Here is a 14073-nt window from a genome sequence, read left to right on the forward strand (position 1 = left end):
GCGGCGAGGTTGGCAGGCCGGCTCTTTCAGGAGAGGACCACGATCATGGCGGCTGACAGTTCACGCTCGCGCGGCTCGGCGTCGGCGGCGCTGCGCGCGCGCCTGAGTCACCCGGTAATCGACTCCGACGGCCACTGGGTCGAGTTCGGCCCGCAGCTTTTCGATTACCTCAGGGAAGTCGGCGGGACGCGCGCGGTCGAGGGCTTCCGCGCGCGCCCGTTCGAAGCGTGGCATCTCACCGTCCCGCTCAAGGAGCGGCGCGAGCGCCGGCTCGACCAGCCGGTATGGTGGGGTGTGCCGACGCGCAACACGCTGGACCGGGCGACCGCGATGCTGCCGCGGCTGCTGTACGAACGGCTCGACGAGATGGGGATCGACTTCGCGGTCCTCTATCCGACGGCCGGCTTGCGCACGCCGTTCATCGCCGACGACGAGCTGCGCCGGATAACCAGCCGCGCCTTCAACCGCTTCTCGGCCGAGCAGTTCCGCCAGTTCAGCGACCGGCTCACGCCGGCGGCGGTAATCCCGATGCATACGCCGGACGAGGCGATCGAGGAGCTGGAGTACGCGGTCAGGGAGTTGGGGCTGAAAGTCGCGATGATGGCGAGCCTGATTCGCCGCCCGATTCGCGCCGCCGGACCCAATCCGTACGCGCAATGGCTCGACACCCTGGCCCTCGACAGCGAGCACGACTACGACCCGGTGTGGGCCAAATGCCAGGAGCTGGGCATCGCACCAAGTTTCCACACCGTCTCCAAGGGCATCGGCACGCGCACCTCGCCCTCCAACGCGGTGTACAACCATATCGGGCATTTCGGCGCCGCCGCCGAAGCGATCTGTAAGGCGCTGTTCCTCGGCGGGGTGACGCGGCGTTTCCCGCGCCTGCGCTTTGCTTTCCTCGAGGGCGGCGTCGGATGGGCGTGCGGCCTGTACAGCGATCTGATCGGCCATTGGAAGAAGCGCAATCCCAGGGCGCTGGAGGATATCGACCCGGCCAATCTCAACCGCGAGCTGCTCGCCGAGTTGTTCGCCCGCTATGGCGGCGCGGAGCTGGCGGCCGGGCTTGGGCGATGGAAGCTCGACAGCGAAGCCTATTCGCCGCGCACCGCCGACCCCGACGCCCTGCTTGACGACTTCGCGCCATGCGCGATCGAGCGCGCGGAGCAGATCCGCGACCTGTTCGTGCCGAATTTCTACTTCGGGTGCGAGGCGGACGATCCGATCAATGCCTGGGCTTTCAACGCCCGCGCCAATCCCTACAGCGCGCGGCTGGGCGCGGTCTTCGGCTCCGACATCGGGCACTTCGACGTGCCCGAGATGACCTAAGTGCTGACCGAGGCGTGGGAGCTGGTCGAGGACGGCCTGATCTGCGAGGCGGACTTCCACGATTTCGTGTTTGGGAATCCGGTGCGGCTATGGGCGGGCAACAACCCGGATTTCTTTAAGGGCACGGTGGTTGAAAGCGCGGCGCGCGCGGCACTGGCCGGAGCTTGATATTTGAGCCCGCGCCTGGGGAACCAGGGGAGGCTCAGTACAGGGCGGGCAACAGCCCGGAGTTCCTCCAGAGCGTGGTCGTCGAAAGTGTGGCGCGGGCCGCCTGAGCGTCCGCCGCGCCAGCGGGCGCCGCGGGACGAGCGGGGATGGCGATACCTTTGCGCTCAGCTTGCGGCCTCGGGGAAGATCCGCATCAGCTTCTGGCGCACCGGCTCGAAAGAGAACTGGTTGAACGGCTTGACCACATAGGCGAGCGCGCCTTCGCGCAAAAAGGTCTCCTGCGTTTTCTCGAACGGCAGCACGCTGACCACGACGATTTGCTTGTCCGGCGCTTCCTTGCGCATCAGGCGGAAGGCGGTCAGGCTCTCGATACCCTCCAACTCGGGCATCATCACGTCGAGCGTAACCAGGTCGGGTTTGAGCTCACGGAAAAGCTTGAGCCCCTGGGCCGCGGTCTCGGCCTCACCGACGATCTTGCAGCCGAACTTGACCAGGTGATGCCGGATGATCTTCCGGGCAAATGGCGAATCGTCGATTATGAGCGCCCTGATTGCCACCTCAACCCTCCCGGCAGTGTCCGATCGTTGGCGCCCGCCGAGCCATCAAAGTAGCACCCCGGCCTCTCAACCCGCCGCCTCGCAACGGTGCGGCTATTGGATGAGCAGTGCATGAACCGCTCCGGTATCGGAGCCGCCGCCCGGTCCCGGAGTGCCGGGCGCCACCTGGCGGATGAAGACAGCGTTGATGGTTGAACCGTCGGTGCCGATGATCCAAACCTCGGCGAACCCTTTGACCACCGGGTTGCATGTGCGTCCGCCACCGCCGACCAGACAGGTTCCCCAATCCACCAGCGGCACGGTCACCGCGCGCGGGTCGCCCGGATTGTGCCGGCTCCAGGTGCCGGCGGGATCGATTCCCGGCGATGAGAGGCGATCGGTGATGCCCTGACTGGTGGGGCCGGTCTTCGCTCCCGGCTCGCCCGTCAGGATATCACCGATGCTCACTGAGCAGTCGCATCCGAAGCCCAAATTCTGTCTGAAGACCTCGGCGCCGGTACCGGCCAGGGCCAAGCCCTGCCAGCAGCCAGGTCCACATGCCGTCTCGTCTTTGCTCGGCGTATGCATCGCGATCGGTTGTCCGTACACGTACGGCGTCAGATAGGAGAGCCCAATCGGAATCACGCGCCGCGCCGTGGCGAGCGCGCGCAGCGCCGCCACCGAGGTCGCCGCGGCGGTGAGCTGCTTAATGCCGACTAGCTTGGCGAACAGCGCCGGCACCGTGCGGCGTGCGCTTACCGTAACCGTGTAGTTGGCCGAATTTACCGTGATGCTCTGAATTTCGCTCAGCGCGAGGTGGTTGGCGAGTGCATAGGTGCAAGCGGCGTTCTCGGCCGTAGTGGCGTATGCGCAGGCCGGATCTTTGTTGGGCAGAGTGACGTTGCCGAGGTACGTCGCGCCTGCGAGTGCGGCGGCGTCTGTGGCGGCCTGGAGCCGATTCTTGTTCCAGTAGAGGTAAAAGGCGTCAATCCCGATCGCCGCAACGCCGATCACAGCAGCCAGCGCCAAAGCTAGGATCGCCATGACCTGACCGCCCTCGCGCCCGCACTGTTTCATTTTGCGCTCCCGTACTTATTCACTGGCGATCGGTTGCAAATAGCGATCCGTTCCTTGGGAAGCCGCAGAAGGCTCATCAGTAGACTGCAAATATAAGCATCTCTGCTTCGGGCCGGTATTGAGCCGCGCACTTCAATTCCAGGCTGCTGTCCTTGTATCAACTCGTGACATAGACAACTGCACAACGGAATAGACATCTGCATTGGATGGTATGGTTCATGCTGGTCTCGCTATGCAATCCCGGCATTCGGGCTCGCAGCTCGATGAAGTTTTTGATGGCAGGCGACAGTGTCTCAAATACGGACACCGAATGCGACGCGCGACGAGGCCGTTGTTCCACCTGCGCTACTCCAGCCGAGCGCGGGCGAGCGACGCCGGTGCGGCGCGGCGCCTCGCTCTGCCCCGATGGGCAGACGCTGGTCGAGTTTGCCTTTATACTTCCGCTTTTCCTTCTTCTGATGCTTGGCGTGATCCAGATGGTACTGATAGGTGGCGCGGCGCTGGCAGTTAATCAGGCGGCAGTTAGCTGTTCGCGCTATGCAGCTCTAAATCCCACTTACAATGCCACGCAAATCAATTCCTATTTAACTACCGTAGCCTCGCCGCTCATCAACGATTCCGGGCTCAAGCCTATCACCGTTACGCCGAGCAGCGTGCCGCGCCCGACCGGAAGCGCGGTCTCGGTTACGGTGACTTATGATCTGAAGACGAAACTTATCCTGGGCAAGAGTTTCTTCGGGGTCACATTTCCGACGCAGATATCGGTTACCCATACGGTGACCAGTGAGTAGTGGTCGAGCGACCGAATAAGCAGAGGAAGCGGATGGATACGGCAAAGAGCAGGAATCTGGTTCGCCATACGAGGGGCGGGAGTTTCAAGGTAACGCTCGCCGGTGGAAGTGCCGAGGAGCGAGCCGAGTTGCGCAAGGCGCTCGACGCGCTTACCGAGCTCCACGTCGAAGTTGCCGAGCTATCGGTCCCGCCGGCGCGGCGCACGCCACCTGACGGCGGCGGCGCAGTGGTGCAAGTGCTGATGTTCGTTTTGGGCGAAGATCCGGAGCTGTGGGGCGAGGAGCTGCGCTCGTGGATCGCGGTGGGCGGTTGGGCACTGGTGGCGGCGGTGCTGCCTAAGCGCTCGGCCGAGTCGGTCCGTCAGGCGCTGCGCGCGGGTGCCAACGAGGTGCTGTTCCTGCCGCTTGACCCGGTCGATCTGGCGCGGCTTTTGCTCAAGGTCAGCGAGGAGCATCGGGGAGCAGGCGGCGGCGCAGGCAAGGGCGTTTATTCGCTGGTCAGCGTGGCGGGGGGCGAGGGCGTCAGCACGCTGAGCGTGATGTTGGGGCTGGCGCTGCTACGGCTGACGGGCAAGAAGGTGGCGCTGGTTGATCTGGGCTTGCAGGCGGGCGCGCTCAGCGTGCTGCTCGATCTGGATCCCCAGCGCACTATCGCCGAGCTCGCCGATCCCACTAGCGCGGTCGATTCGATCCGGTTGGAACCAATCATCTGCAAGCATCCAAGCGGTCTGCATCTGCTCAGCGCTCCCAAGGCGATCGAGGAGGCCGAGCTGGTCTCGGCGGCGACCGTGGAGGCGGCGATGGGCGTGATGGTCGAGTTGTTCGACTTCGTGGTGGTCGATTGCGGCCATCACATCACCGAGGGGCTGGTGGCGGCGTGGGAGCGCTCAGGCAACGTGCTCTACGTGCTCGACCAGTCGATCGTGTCGATCCGCTGCGCCCAGCGCTTCCTCGATCTCTTCGGGCGCCTGCACCTGCGCCACGTCAGTCTCGACCTCGTGCTCAACCGCTTTCGCCCCAGCCATCCGATCACGGTGCAGAAGATCGAGGCCTCGCTCGGCCGGCCGATCGCGCTGTGCATTCCGCGCGATGAGAGTGCGCTCACCGCTGCCGAGACTGCGCAGAACGGGATGGCGGAGCTGCCGGTGCGGACCCCGGCGATGGTGGCGGTGGACCATCTTGCGCGGATGCTGCTGGGGGGAATCTATGCCACCGGCGGAATCCAGCGACGCGGCGTCTTTTCGCGCCTGTTTGCGGCGATGAGCCACTGAGGAGGTTTCTCAACGATGGGCCTGATCGATCGCTTGCATGGACAGGCCGAGCGCCCGCCGACGGCCGTCCAGCCCTCGCTTATGGGCGAACAACGCCCGGCGGCCGCCGGGGTGGGCGTCAACCCAGAGCTGTTCCAGGACCTCAAGCGCCGCGTGCAGGAGCGTCTGCTGCGTAATATCGACGTGACCAAGCTGGAGGAGGCCGGCTACGCGCCGCTGCTCTCGGAGATTACCGCGGTCATCAACAGCCTGATCGAGGAAGACCATCTGCTGATAACCGAGGCCGACCGCGCGCGCCTGGTCGAGGTCACCACCAACGACATGCTCGGCCTCGGCCCGCTCGAGCCGCTGCTTCAGGACAACGAGATCTCCGACATCCTGGTCAACGGCTACAACCAGGTGTGGATCGAACGCCGGGGCAAACTCTACAAGACCGCCGTGCGCTTTCAGGACGACGCCCACCTGATGAGCGTGATCAACCGCATCGTCTCGCGCATCGGCCGGCGCATCGATGAGGCTTCGCCAATGGTGGACGCGCGGTTGCCAGACGGCTCGCGCGTGCACGCGATCATTCCGCCGTTGGCGATCGACGGCCCCGGACTGTGCATCCGCCGCTTTGGCGGCCACGCCTACCGGATGGGCGACCTGATAACCAACGGCACGCTGACCCGCGACATGGCCGAGTTCATGCGGCTGGCGATTCTGACCCGGCTCAACATCCTGGTCAGCGGTGGCACCGGCAGCGGCAAAACCACCTTGCTCAACTGTCTGTCCTCCTATCTGCCCGAAAACCAGCGGATCATCACAATCGAGGACGCCGCCGAGCTCGCGCTCCAGCAGCCGCACGTCTTTCGCCTCGAAACCCGCCCGCCCAACGTCGAGGGCAAAGGCGAGGTCACTCAGCGCGAGTTGTTTCGCAACACGCTGCGAATGCGGCCGGACCGGGTGATTGTCGGCGAGGTGCGCGGTGCCGAGGTGCTCGACATGTTGCAGGCGATGTCCACCGGGCACGACGGCTCGATGGCGACGATCCACGCCAACAACCCGCGCGACTCGCTGGGGCGGCTGGAGATGATGATGCTGCTGTCAGGGGTCGCCCTGCCGGAGAAGGCGATGCGCCAGTACATCGCCGCGGCGCTCAACGTGATTATCCATATCGCGCGTTTCTCCGACGGCAGCCGCAAGGTGATCAAGATCACCGAGATCACCGGGATGGAGGGCGAGACCGTACTCACCCAGGACCTGTTCGAGTACGTGCGCGCCGGGGTTGACCCGGCGGGCACGGTACTGGGCTCGTTCCGCGCCAGCGGCACGCGCTCGATCTACGCCGAGCGGATGGAGACGGCGGGATTTCCGCCGCCGCCCGAGATGTTCGTCGCGCGCACGATGACGTGATGGAAGAGAAGCTGCTCGTTGCGATCCTGCTGTTTACGGCGCTGCTCACGCCGCTGCTCTTCTACGTTGTCCATGGGCGGGCCCAGGCGCGCGAGCGCGAGTATCGGCTAATCCGCCGGCTGCACGGCGCGGTGAGCGGCACGGGCGGGCGCGCCGAGCGCAAGCCGCCTGCGGTCCTGCTCGCGCAGGCAATCGCGCCGATGCCAATTCTCGGCCGTCCGCTTTCGGAGTTTTTGCTTCACGCCAGCCGCCGCAGCCTGGTCGCGACGCTGGTGCTGTTCGCCGCTGGCGTCCTGATCCTCGGCCACTGGTTCCATCCGCTGGTCGCGCTGGGTGCGGGCCTCGCCCTCGGCGCGCTGCCCGCGCTCTACCAGCGCCGGCTGCGCGCGCGCCAGCTCAAGATGTTCTCCGAGCAGTTGCCCTACCTCATCGATTTGCTCAAGTCGGCGCTCGAAGCGGGCCATACCCTGGTACGCGCGCTCGCGATGGCGACGCAGAATCTGCCCGATCCGATCTCGAGCGAGGTGCGGATGATGGTCGAGCAGGTGCAGCTCGGGATGAGCATGGCGGAGGCGTTGGAGGGGATGCTGCGGCGGGTGCCGGTGGAGGAGCTGAAGTTCCTGATCGCGGCGGTCACAATCCAGAGCGAGGTTGGCAGCAGCCTGGCCGAGATTCTCCAGCACGTCTCCGAGAGCGTGCGCGCGCGCCAACGCGTCGAGCATCAGCTGCGCGCACTGACCGCGCAATCGCGGGCGAGCGCGGTGATCGTCGCGCTGCTGCCGTTCCTGGTGCTCGGCGTCTTCACCCTGATCAATCCGCAGTACGCCTATCCGCTGCTCTACCATCCGCTCGGCGTCCGCCTGCTGCAGCTCGCGATCGGGCTCGACGTGGCGGCATTCTTTGTGATGCGGCGGCTGTCGCAGGTGGAATACTAACGATGCCGACCGCCGCCCCATTGGTCGCTCTCACCGTCTTCGCGCTCGGTCTGACCACCGCGGCGGCGCTTTACTTCGCGCTCATCGCCACGCGCAGGGCAGGCCCGGCCCGGCTGCGCGCCCCCGGCGAGGCCGGCCTCGAAGCGGTGCCCAGCCGGCTCGCGCGGCCACCGCTGCGGCTGGGAGGCATCAGCGGCAAATTTCTCGCCTGGTGGGTTGACTGGCTGGAGTCAGGTGAACGCACGCGGCGGATGGTGCGCAAGGCGCAGAGCCACCTCATCCTGGCCGGCTTCGATCGCGTCGAGCAGGTCGCGATCTATCTCGGTGCGCGGCTGCTGACGCCGATCGCATCGGTAATCGTAGGGATCCTCTTCGGCGTCGCTTATCCTGAATGGCGCGGCGTCGCGATCATCGGTGGTGCGGTCTTCGGCTATCTGCTGCCCGACTGGGTGCTTGCCAAGCTCGCCCGCCGCCGCCAGCGCACCATCCTGCACGAATTACCGCCGATCCTCGACCTGCTGGTTGTGACTCTGGAGGCCGGGCTGGGTCTGATGGAGGCGATCCGGATCGTCGGGCGCGAAACCGAGCGCAGAGGCCAGGTGCTGGGCCGCGAGCTATCGACTGCGGCAGCCGAGATGGCCGCCGGTGTCTCGCTTGACAATGCCCTGCGCGGGCTTGCCGAGCGCTGCGGAGTTGACGACGTGAAGGCAGTCGCCGCGGTGCTGATTCAGAGCCAGGAAATCGGCGGGCGGATGGGGCCGGCGCTGCGCGCCGCCGCCGAGTTACTCACCACCAAGCGTCGCCTGCGCGCCGAGGAGGCGGCGCAGCGCAGCTCGATCAAGATGCTGGTGCCGCTGGTGCTGCTGATCCTGCCGGCGATGATGATCATCATCCTCGGCCCGGCGCTGATTCAAATCTTCGAGCTGCTGATGGGCGTGTAGGTCACGCGAGCGCAGCCGCTCTACCAGGCGTTGGCTCGGGACGGGGGGCGCGGATGGCGCGGCTGATAGCCGGTCATTTTCTTGTAGATGTGCATCACGATGCGGTAGAACTGCGCGCCGCTCGCATGCGGGTATTGCTTGCGTGCGGCGGTCTTCGCGCGTTCCCACGCTTCCTCTTCCGCCAACGTACGGACGACGCCGACAGGCATCACGATAGCTCCTCAGGCCGCGCGATATCGACGCTTACACCGCGCTAGAGCGCGGCGGCGCGTTGGCGCGCGTTGAGCCAGAGCTTCTTGAGGTCCTTGGGCAACTGGCTCATCACGTCCCACGCCTCGCCTTCCATCCCGGTCGGGCTGCCGAGCAATTCTTGCAGAGTCGCAAATACTGCGACGACCGCGCGCTCGGCTTCTTTCTCGTCGGGCAGCGACGCGATCAGGCGGACCTCGCCGATGAATTGCGGCCCGTGCACGCGGCGCACCTGGCGATCGGGACGGTCAAGCGACTCCCACAGGCTTTTCAGCCCGGCTGGCATTTGCGCCTCGACGTCGGCTGCTTCGGACGGCGTGAGCCGGTCGCGCAGTTCCTGGAACACGGCAAAGGTCAAGGACTCCGCCCACCGATCGTCGCATCCCATGCGTTCGGCGACTCGATGAATAAACGCCTTTTTGTCCATAGCGCCACCCTCGTCTCGATCCATTGGGGAGCATCCGGCGTGCCAGCGCCCGAGGTGGCGAAACATTGAGAAAATCGGCGCGCGTGGGACTCGCATGTTTCCTTCAGGGACAACGCTCTGGGCCCGCTGTGCCCCAATCGGGCCGCCCACGCGGGTCGAGTGCGGTTTTGGCGCAATGCGGCGCGCGCCGCCGCCAAGAAGCCTTTAATGCGCGGCCGCTTTCGCCGGCGACAGCACGGCGGCGACCCAGTTGCGAATCATGTCGCGGTCCGCCGCGGACAGCCGTGCCTCGCGATGCATCGGGTAAATGTAATACCAAGGCGGCATTTCCCCCTCAGCGACTTCCTCGGCGGTCTTCTTGAGCTTCCGGAGCCGCTGCGCCGGCTGGTAAGCGTCCCATCGCGAAAAATTCAATTCGCGGCGGCCTTGATGCACGTCATAAGCGACCACCCAGGAAAGCGGCGCGACGTTGCTGTACCACGGCCACGCCGTCTCGTTGGAGTGACATGGATAGCACGCGCGTCTGAGCACGGCCTTAACCGGCGCCGGCGCCTGGATATCGCCAGTGACGGGCGGGTTGGTCTTGTCGATCTGGAACGCCTGAGCGACGATCAGGAACACCGCGAACGCGAGCGCGCCCAATTTGACTATACGCATCATCACACCTGCCCGAGCCACTTCATCACGTAACGCTCCCCATGGCGCCGCTGGTGCATCGGCGTTGTCACGGCCGATGGACCGGAGCCGGACGGGCGCCGAAGCTTCGAATCTCCGTTACCCGCCGTGTTGCCTCCGCGGTTCCGACGCTGCGCCAGAGCGTGGGAACGAACGCCGCAGCGAGAGCTATCGCCCAGTCGCGCGCGCTGATCGGCGCGATTCGCAGCAGCCCGGCGAAGGCGCCGACCGTCATGAACAACAGGACGCTGAGCGCGATCAGCATCGTGATAACCCAGAACGCCCATCGCGCGGGCAGACCCACGCTCCACCACGGACGGTCGCCCGCCCGCTCGGCCCATACCAGGACCAGGCTGCCGATTACGATAACCGCCATCGCCGCCCCGCGCGCGTAAAGCTCGCCGTGATCGAGCCGCGTCACATAGGCGGCCAGCGCGACGACCGCCAGCAGCGCGCCGCTGATCGCGGAACGTAGCACGCGTGTCCGCCCGAGTATCGGCGCGCGCGGATCGCGCGGCGACCGGCGCATCACGTCCGCCGGCGCGGGCTCGCCCTCGAAGACCAACGCGGAAACCGGATGAACGATAAGTTCGAGCCATACCAGGTCCACGGGCAAAAGCAGGATTGGCAGGCCGAGGATCAGCGCGCCGATAGCGATGGCGACCAGCGCGACCTTGAACGCGATCAGATAGCGCAAGGCGTGCTGGATATTGGCGAAGACGCGCCGCCCCTCGCGGATGGTATCGACCAGCGCAGCGAAGTCGTCGTTGAGCAGCACCAGGTCGGCGGCGGCGCGCGCGACCTCGGTGCCCCGCCGGCCCATCGCGACCCCGATATGCGCGCGGCGCAGCGCCGGCGCATCGTTGATCCCGTCGCCTATCATCGCGACCACCTCGCCCGCGCGCACCAGCGCATCGACGATCTGGTACTTCTGCTCCGGCTGGACGCGGGCGAAGATGCTTGCGCGGCGGGCGAGCGCGGCGGCGCGTTCGGGGCTCAGCCGGACAAGTTCGGCGCCGGTGGTGATCAGGTCGTCGTCGTGCGCGATGGCGGCCGCTTCGGCGACCGCATGGGCGGTCAGCGCATGGTCGCCGGTGATGAGCTTGAGGTGGACGCCGGCCGACTGGCATTGCGCAACCGCCGCCGGAACTTCCGGACGCAGCGGATCGTGGAAGCCGAGCAATCCGTAGAGCTGAAGCCCGCGCTCGTCGCGCTCGCGCTCGCCGCTGAAGCCGTCTGCGGCAAAACGGCCCCCGACGGCTATTACGCGCATCCCGCGCTCGGCCAGCTCCGAGTTCATCGCGAGCGCCCGCTGGCGGTCGCGCGCGGGAAGGTCGCAATGCTCGAGGATGCCTTCGAGCGCCCCCTTGGCCACGATCCGCGCCGCCCGGCCGGCCGGTTCGCCGGCGGCGTCGGGCACGGGCGTCCATACGTGTGCCATGTGCTTGCCGATCATGTCGAAGGGGTAGTCGTAGGCGAGCCGCCAGCGCGCGTGAAGCGACTCGGGCGCGACCCCGTGGGTGCGGCAATGCTCGAGAATTTCGCGGTCGAGCGAATCCTGCGCCCCCGGCTCGCATGCGAGCGCCGCCGCTTCGAGCAGCGCGCGCTCGCCGGTCCCGTCGTTGAATGGAACGTGGATGTCGAGGGTGAATCTGCCCGCGGTCAGCGTGCCGGTCTTGTCCATGCAGATGACCGTGGTTGCGCCGAGCGTCTCGACGCTGGCCAACCGCTTTACCAGCACACCGCCCTGGCTGAGCCTGAGCGCGGCCAGGGTCAGGAACAGGCTGAGCACGAGGACCACCTCTTCGCATACCGCCGACATCGCGAGGCTGATCGCATAGAGGAAGGCGTCGTCGAGCGGCGCGCCGCCCAGCCATCGCGCCACAAAGACTAGCGCCGCCAGCGCCAGCGCCGCCCCGACCAGCCATCGCACCAGCCGCCCGGTCTTGACCTGGAGCGGGCTCGGCTCGAGCACCGCCTCGCCGACCAGCCGCGCGATATTGCCGAAGCGCGTGCGCTGGCCGGTCGCGGTAACCTCGCCGAGCCCGTGGCCGGCGAGCACCGTCGAACCGGCGAAAAAGCGCGCCTCGGTGCCGGCGCCTTCGGGAGCGCCGGCGTAGGGCGTCTTTTCCTGCGGCTCTGCTTCGCCGGTGAGTTGCGATTCGTCGAGGGCGAGATTGGCGGCCGTGCGCACGATCCCGTCGGCGTGCAGGATGTCACCCTCGCGTATCACGAGGATGTCGCCGGGGACCACGTCCGCAGTCGGGATCTCACGGATGCCGCCGTCGCGGATTACGCGGGTACGCGGCGCGACGGTGCTTTCGAGCTTCTTGAGCGCGCCCCGCGAGCGCGCCTCCATCAGCACGTCCACCGCGAGCACGGGCACGATAACGGCCGCGAGCACGGCCGCCTCGTGGCTTTTGCCGAGCAGCAGGTAGAGTGCGGCCGCGCCCGCCAGCATCAGGGCCATCGGGTCGGCCAGCGTGCGGATAACCTCCAGCACGCGCGCGCTGCGCGCGCGGCGCACCATCAGGTTAGGTCCGTACCTGAGCAGCCGCGCCGCCGCCTCGGCGCTGCTGAGCCCGCCCGGCGTGCCCTCGGTCTCAGTCATCCGCTCGCCGCAGGTCCAGAAGGCGCTTGCGTATCGTCGGGATCGCTGCGACCGCGCCGTGGGTGGTGTCGGCGGCGACGCGCAGGCGCTCGGGGATTTCGCTGAGCGGGGCGAAGCGGGCGCGCTGCGCGAGGTAAACCGCGGCGGTGGCGTCGGAGGCGTCGTCGGCGCGGCGCTCGCGCGTCGCGAGCCGGCGCAGGATCTCCTGCTCGCGCGCCACGCATTCGACGAACAGAACCGGCACGCCGGCGCGTTCTGCCGTCTGGCGGGCGCGGGCGCGCCATTGGGGAGTCGAGAACGTCGCGTCGGCGATCACGCCGGCGCCCTCGCCGAGACGCTCGGCCGCCTCGGTAAGCATCGCGGCGTAGGTCCGCTCGGTGAACTCGCTGCTGTAAGCGCCGGCGCCATAATCGGCCGTGAGCCGGACCGTAGGTGCGACGCCGGCCAGCCGCTTACGCACGAGGTCCGAGCGCAACAAGTCGAAGCCGGTGCGCTCCTGCAGGCGGCGCGCGACGGTCGATTTGCCGCTGCCCGACATGCCGCATACCACGACCAGCGCGGGGCCGGCTTCGCGCGCGTAGCCGCGTGCGAGCGCGAGGTAATTGCGCGCGGCCGACACGGCGGCGCTACGGCGCTCGGGGCTTATCCGCGCGTCGCGTCCGGTGAGGCTCTCGACTTTGGCCCGCACCAACGCCCGATGGAGCCTGTAGAAGGGCAGCATCAGCGCCAATTCGTCGTCGCCTGAGCCCTCGCGGTAGGCGGCAACGAACTCGTCGGCGAGCTCGCCGGCGCCCAAGCGGTCGAGGTCCATGGCGAGAAAAGCCACGTCGGAAGCGCCGTCGACGTAGCGCAGGCCTTCGCTGAACTCGACGCAGTCGATAATCCGGATCGCGTTGTCGGCGAGCGAGACATGTTCGCAGCGCAGGTCGCCGTGGCCCTCGCGCACGCGGCCCTCGGCTGCGCGCCGGTTGAGCAGGCCCCATCGCAGCTCGCCGAAGCGCTGGACGAAGCGCTCGAGCTCTGCGATCTCGCCAGCGTCGGCGGTCTCCGCGCAATCGTTTTCGACTTCGAGCAGGTTGCCGCGCACCAGCCGCCATACCGCCGCCGCCGAGCCGTAGCTCCACGCCTTGGCGGCGTCGACCCCAGCAGCTGCGTGAAAGGCTGCGACACGAGCCGCGATCGCGCGGATCTGCGCCACGCTCACATTACCCGCCGCGACCATCCGGTCGAGCATCCCGTCGTCGGCGAGCCGGCGCATCTTGACCGCGTATTCTTCGGCCACGCCGCCGCCTCCGTCGTCCTCCGCCTCGGCCAGCACCAGGCGGCCGTCGCGCCGTACGATCGGCACCACGCCGAGGTAAACGTCCGGCGCGAGGCGGCGATTGAGCCGTACCTCCTCAAGGCACAGGTGATGGCGCCGCTCGAGCGTCGAGGCGTCGATGAAGGAAAAGCGCACCGGCTTTTTGATCTTGTATACGAACTCGCCGGCCAGAAAAGCGTACGAGATATGAGTCTGGCGCAGCTCGACCGCGCTTGGCCGATGCGCATAACTCTGCGGCCGCAGCATCATTTCGACCAGCGCGGCCGCCGTGTGACGATCGTTGCCCTGCATCGCCGTCTGCGCTGTGTTTACGCCGTTCACAGTGGCTCTCCGGACTCACAGCCAGGGCC

Annotated in this window: 14 protein-coding genes; 7 read left to right on the plus strand and 7 right to left on the minus strand. The window is 66.9% G+C overall.

Translation table 11 applies throughout. From position 1 onward, the window contains the following. Positions 1–45 precede the first annotated feature (45 nt). Together VFB33_05695 and VFB33_05700 are read left to right on the plus strand one after the other, a co-directional pair. Positions 46–1326 (plus strand): amidohydrolase family protein, encoded by a 1281-nt coding sequence (locus VFB33_05695; protein HZO81169.1) that lies wholly within the window; start codon positions 46–48, stop codon positions 1324–1326. Continuing rightward, on the plus strand, positions 1327–1494 hold the full coding sequence (locus VFB33_05700; protein ID HZO81170.1) for a hypothetical protein: 168 nt from the start codon (positions 1327–1329) through the stop codon (positions 1492–1494). It abuts the gene before it with no gap. Between the two features lie 164 nt (positions 1495–1658). Here the strand turns inward: VFB33_05700 and VFB33_05705 are convergent, their stop codons facing one another. Both VFB33_05705 and VFB33_05710 read right to left on the minus strand, forming a co-directional pair. Then, positions 1659–2051: a response regulator gene (locus tag VFB33_05705; protein ID HZO81171.1), complete on the minus strand. Its 393-nt coding sequence runs from the start codon at positions 2049–2051 to the stop codon at positions 1659–1661. Positions 2052–2144: 93 nt separating this feature from the next. Further along, entirely contained in the window at positions 2145–3107 is a 963-nt protein-coding gene (locus VFB33_05710) for a pilus assembly protein TadG-related protein (GenBank protein HZO81172.1), read from the minus strand. Positions 3108–3370: 263 nt separating this feature from the next. Between VFB33_05710 and VFB33_05715 the strand changes: the two genes are divergently transcribed. Genes VFB33_05715 through VFB33_05735 form a run of 5 tightly spaced genes read left to right on the plus strand, consistent with a single transcriptional unit; the run spans position 3371 to position 8440 of the window. Beyond that, complete coding sequence (locus tag VFB33_05715) at positions 3371–3898, plus strand: TadE/TadG family type IV pilus assembly protein (protein HZO81173.1); 528 nt, start codon at positions 3371–3373, stop codon at positions 3896–3898. Positions 3899–3930: 32 nt separating this feature from the next. Then, entirely contained in the window at positions 3931–5169 is a 1239-nt protein-coding gene (locus VFB33_05720; protein HZO81174.1) for a hypothetical protein, read from the plus strand. A gap of 15 nt (positions 5170–5184) precedes the next feature. Beyond that, positions 5185–6564, plus strand: a complete 1380-nt coding sequence (locus VFB33_05725) for a CpaF family protein (protein ID HZO81175.1) — start codon at positions 5185–5187, stop codon at positions 6562–6564. Beyond that, entirely contained in the window at positions 6564–7499 is a 936-nt protein-coding gene (locus VFB33_05730; protein HZO81176.1) for a type II secretion system F family protein, read from the plus strand. Before VFB33_05725 ends, VFB33_05730 begins: the two co-directional genes overlap by 1 nt. A 2-nt stretch (positions 7500–7501) precedes the next feature. Continuing rightward, entirely contained in the window at positions 7502–8440 is a 939-nt protein-coding gene (locus tag VFB33_05735) for a type II secretion system F family protein (protein HZO81177.1), read from the plus strand. A 20-nt stretch (positions 8441–8460) separates the two neighbouring features. On the opposite strand, the gene VFB33_05740 is transcribed toward VFB33_05735, so the two are convergent. The 5 genes from VFB33_05740 to VFB33_05760 all read right to left on the minus strand — a co-directional run bounded on the left by VFB33_05740 (position 8461) and on the right by VFB33_05760 (position 14014). Beyond that, positions 8461–8649, minus strand: coding sequence for a hypothetical protein (locus VFB33_05740; protein ID HZO81178.1), 189 nt, complete (start codon positions 8647–8649; stop codon positions 8461–8463). A 44-nt stretch (positions 8650–8693) separates the two neighbouring features. Continuing rightward, positions 8694–9116 (minus strand): DUF2267 domain-containing protein, encoded by a 423-nt coding sequence (locus tag VFB33_05745; GenBank protein ID HZO81179.1) that lies wholly within the window; start codon positions 9114–9116, stop codon positions 8694–8696. A 204-nt stretch (positions 9117–9320) separates the two neighbouring features. After that, on the minus strand, positions 9321–9773 hold the full coding sequence (locus VFB33_05750; protein HZO81180.1) for a heme-binding domain-containing protein: 453 nt from the start codon (positions 9771–9773) through the stop codon (positions 9321–9323). Between the two features lie 67 nt (positions 9774–9840). Further along, positions 9841–12402 (minus strand): cation-transporting P-type ATPase, encoded by a 2562-nt coding sequence (locus VFB33_05755; GenBank protein ID HZO81181.1) that lies wholly within the window; start codon positions 12400–12402, stop codon positions 9841–9843. Then, entirely contained in the window at positions 12395–14014 is a 1620-nt protein-coding gene (locus VFB33_05760; protein HZO81182.1) for an AAA family ATPase, read from the minus strand. The genes VFB33_05755 and VFB33_05760 overlap by 8 nt, the downstream gene beginning before the upstream one ends. Positions 14015–14073 lie beyond the last annotated feature (59 nt).

Source organism: Candidatus Binataceae bacterium, assembly GCA_035650475.1.
GTDB lineage: Bacteria > Desulfobacterota > Binatia > Binatales > Binataceae > JAKAVN01.

What these genes read in the sequence shown, in the direction of transcription:
- VFB33_05695 (HZO81169.1), top strand. Translation starts at nt 46, where the DNA reads ATGGCGGCTGACAGTTCACGCTCGCGCGGCTCGGCGTCGGCGGCGCTG.
- VFB33_05710 (HZO81172.1), bottom strand. Translation starts at nt 3,107, where the DNA reads ATGAAACAGTGCGGGCGCGAGGGCGGTCAGGTCATGGCGATCCTAGCT.
- VFB33_05715 (HZO81173.1), top strand. Translation starts at nt 3,371, where the DNA reads ATGAAGTTTTTGATGGCAGGCGACAGTGTCTCAAATACGGACACCGAA.
- VFB33_05720 (HZO81174.1), top strand. Translation starts at nt 3,931, where the DNA reads ATGGATACGGCAAAGAGCAGGAATCTGGTTCGCCATACGAGGGGCGGG.
- VFB33_05725 (HZO81175.1), top strand. Translation starts at nt 5,185, where the DNA reads ATGGGCCTGATCGATCGCTTGCATGGACAGGCCGAGCGCCCGCCGACG.
- VFB33_05730 (HZO81176.1), top strand. Translation starts at nt 6,564, where the DNA reads ATGGAAGAGAAGCTGCTCGTTGCGATCCTGCTGTTTACGGCGCTGCTC.
- VFB33_05735 (HZO81177.1), top strand. Translation starts at nt 7,502, where the DNA reads ATGCCGACCGCCGCCCCATTGGTCGCTCTCACCGTCTTCGCGCTCGGT.
- VFB33_05740 (HZO81178.1), bottom strand. Translation starts at nt 8,649, where the DNA reads ATGCCTGTCGGCGTCGTCCGTACGTTGGCGGAAGAGGAAGCGTGGGAA.
- VFB33_05745 (HZO81179.1), bottom strand. Translation starts at nt 9,116, where the DNA reads ATGGACAAAAAGGCGTTTATTCATCGAGTCGCCGAACGCATGGGATGC.
- VFB33_05750 (HZO81180.1), bottom strand. Translation starts at nt 9,773, where the DNA reads ATGCGTATAGTCAAATTGGGCGCGCTCGCGTTCGCGGTGTTCCTGATC.
- VFB33_05755 (HZO81181.1), bottom strand. Translation starts at nt 12,402, where the DNA reads ATGACTGAGACCGAGGGCACGCCGGGCGGGCTCAGCAGCGCCGAGGCG.
- VFB33_05760 (HZO81182.1), bottom strand. Translation starts at nt 14,014, where the DNA reads ATGCAGGGCAACGATCGTCACACGGCGGCCGCGCTGGTCGAAATGATG.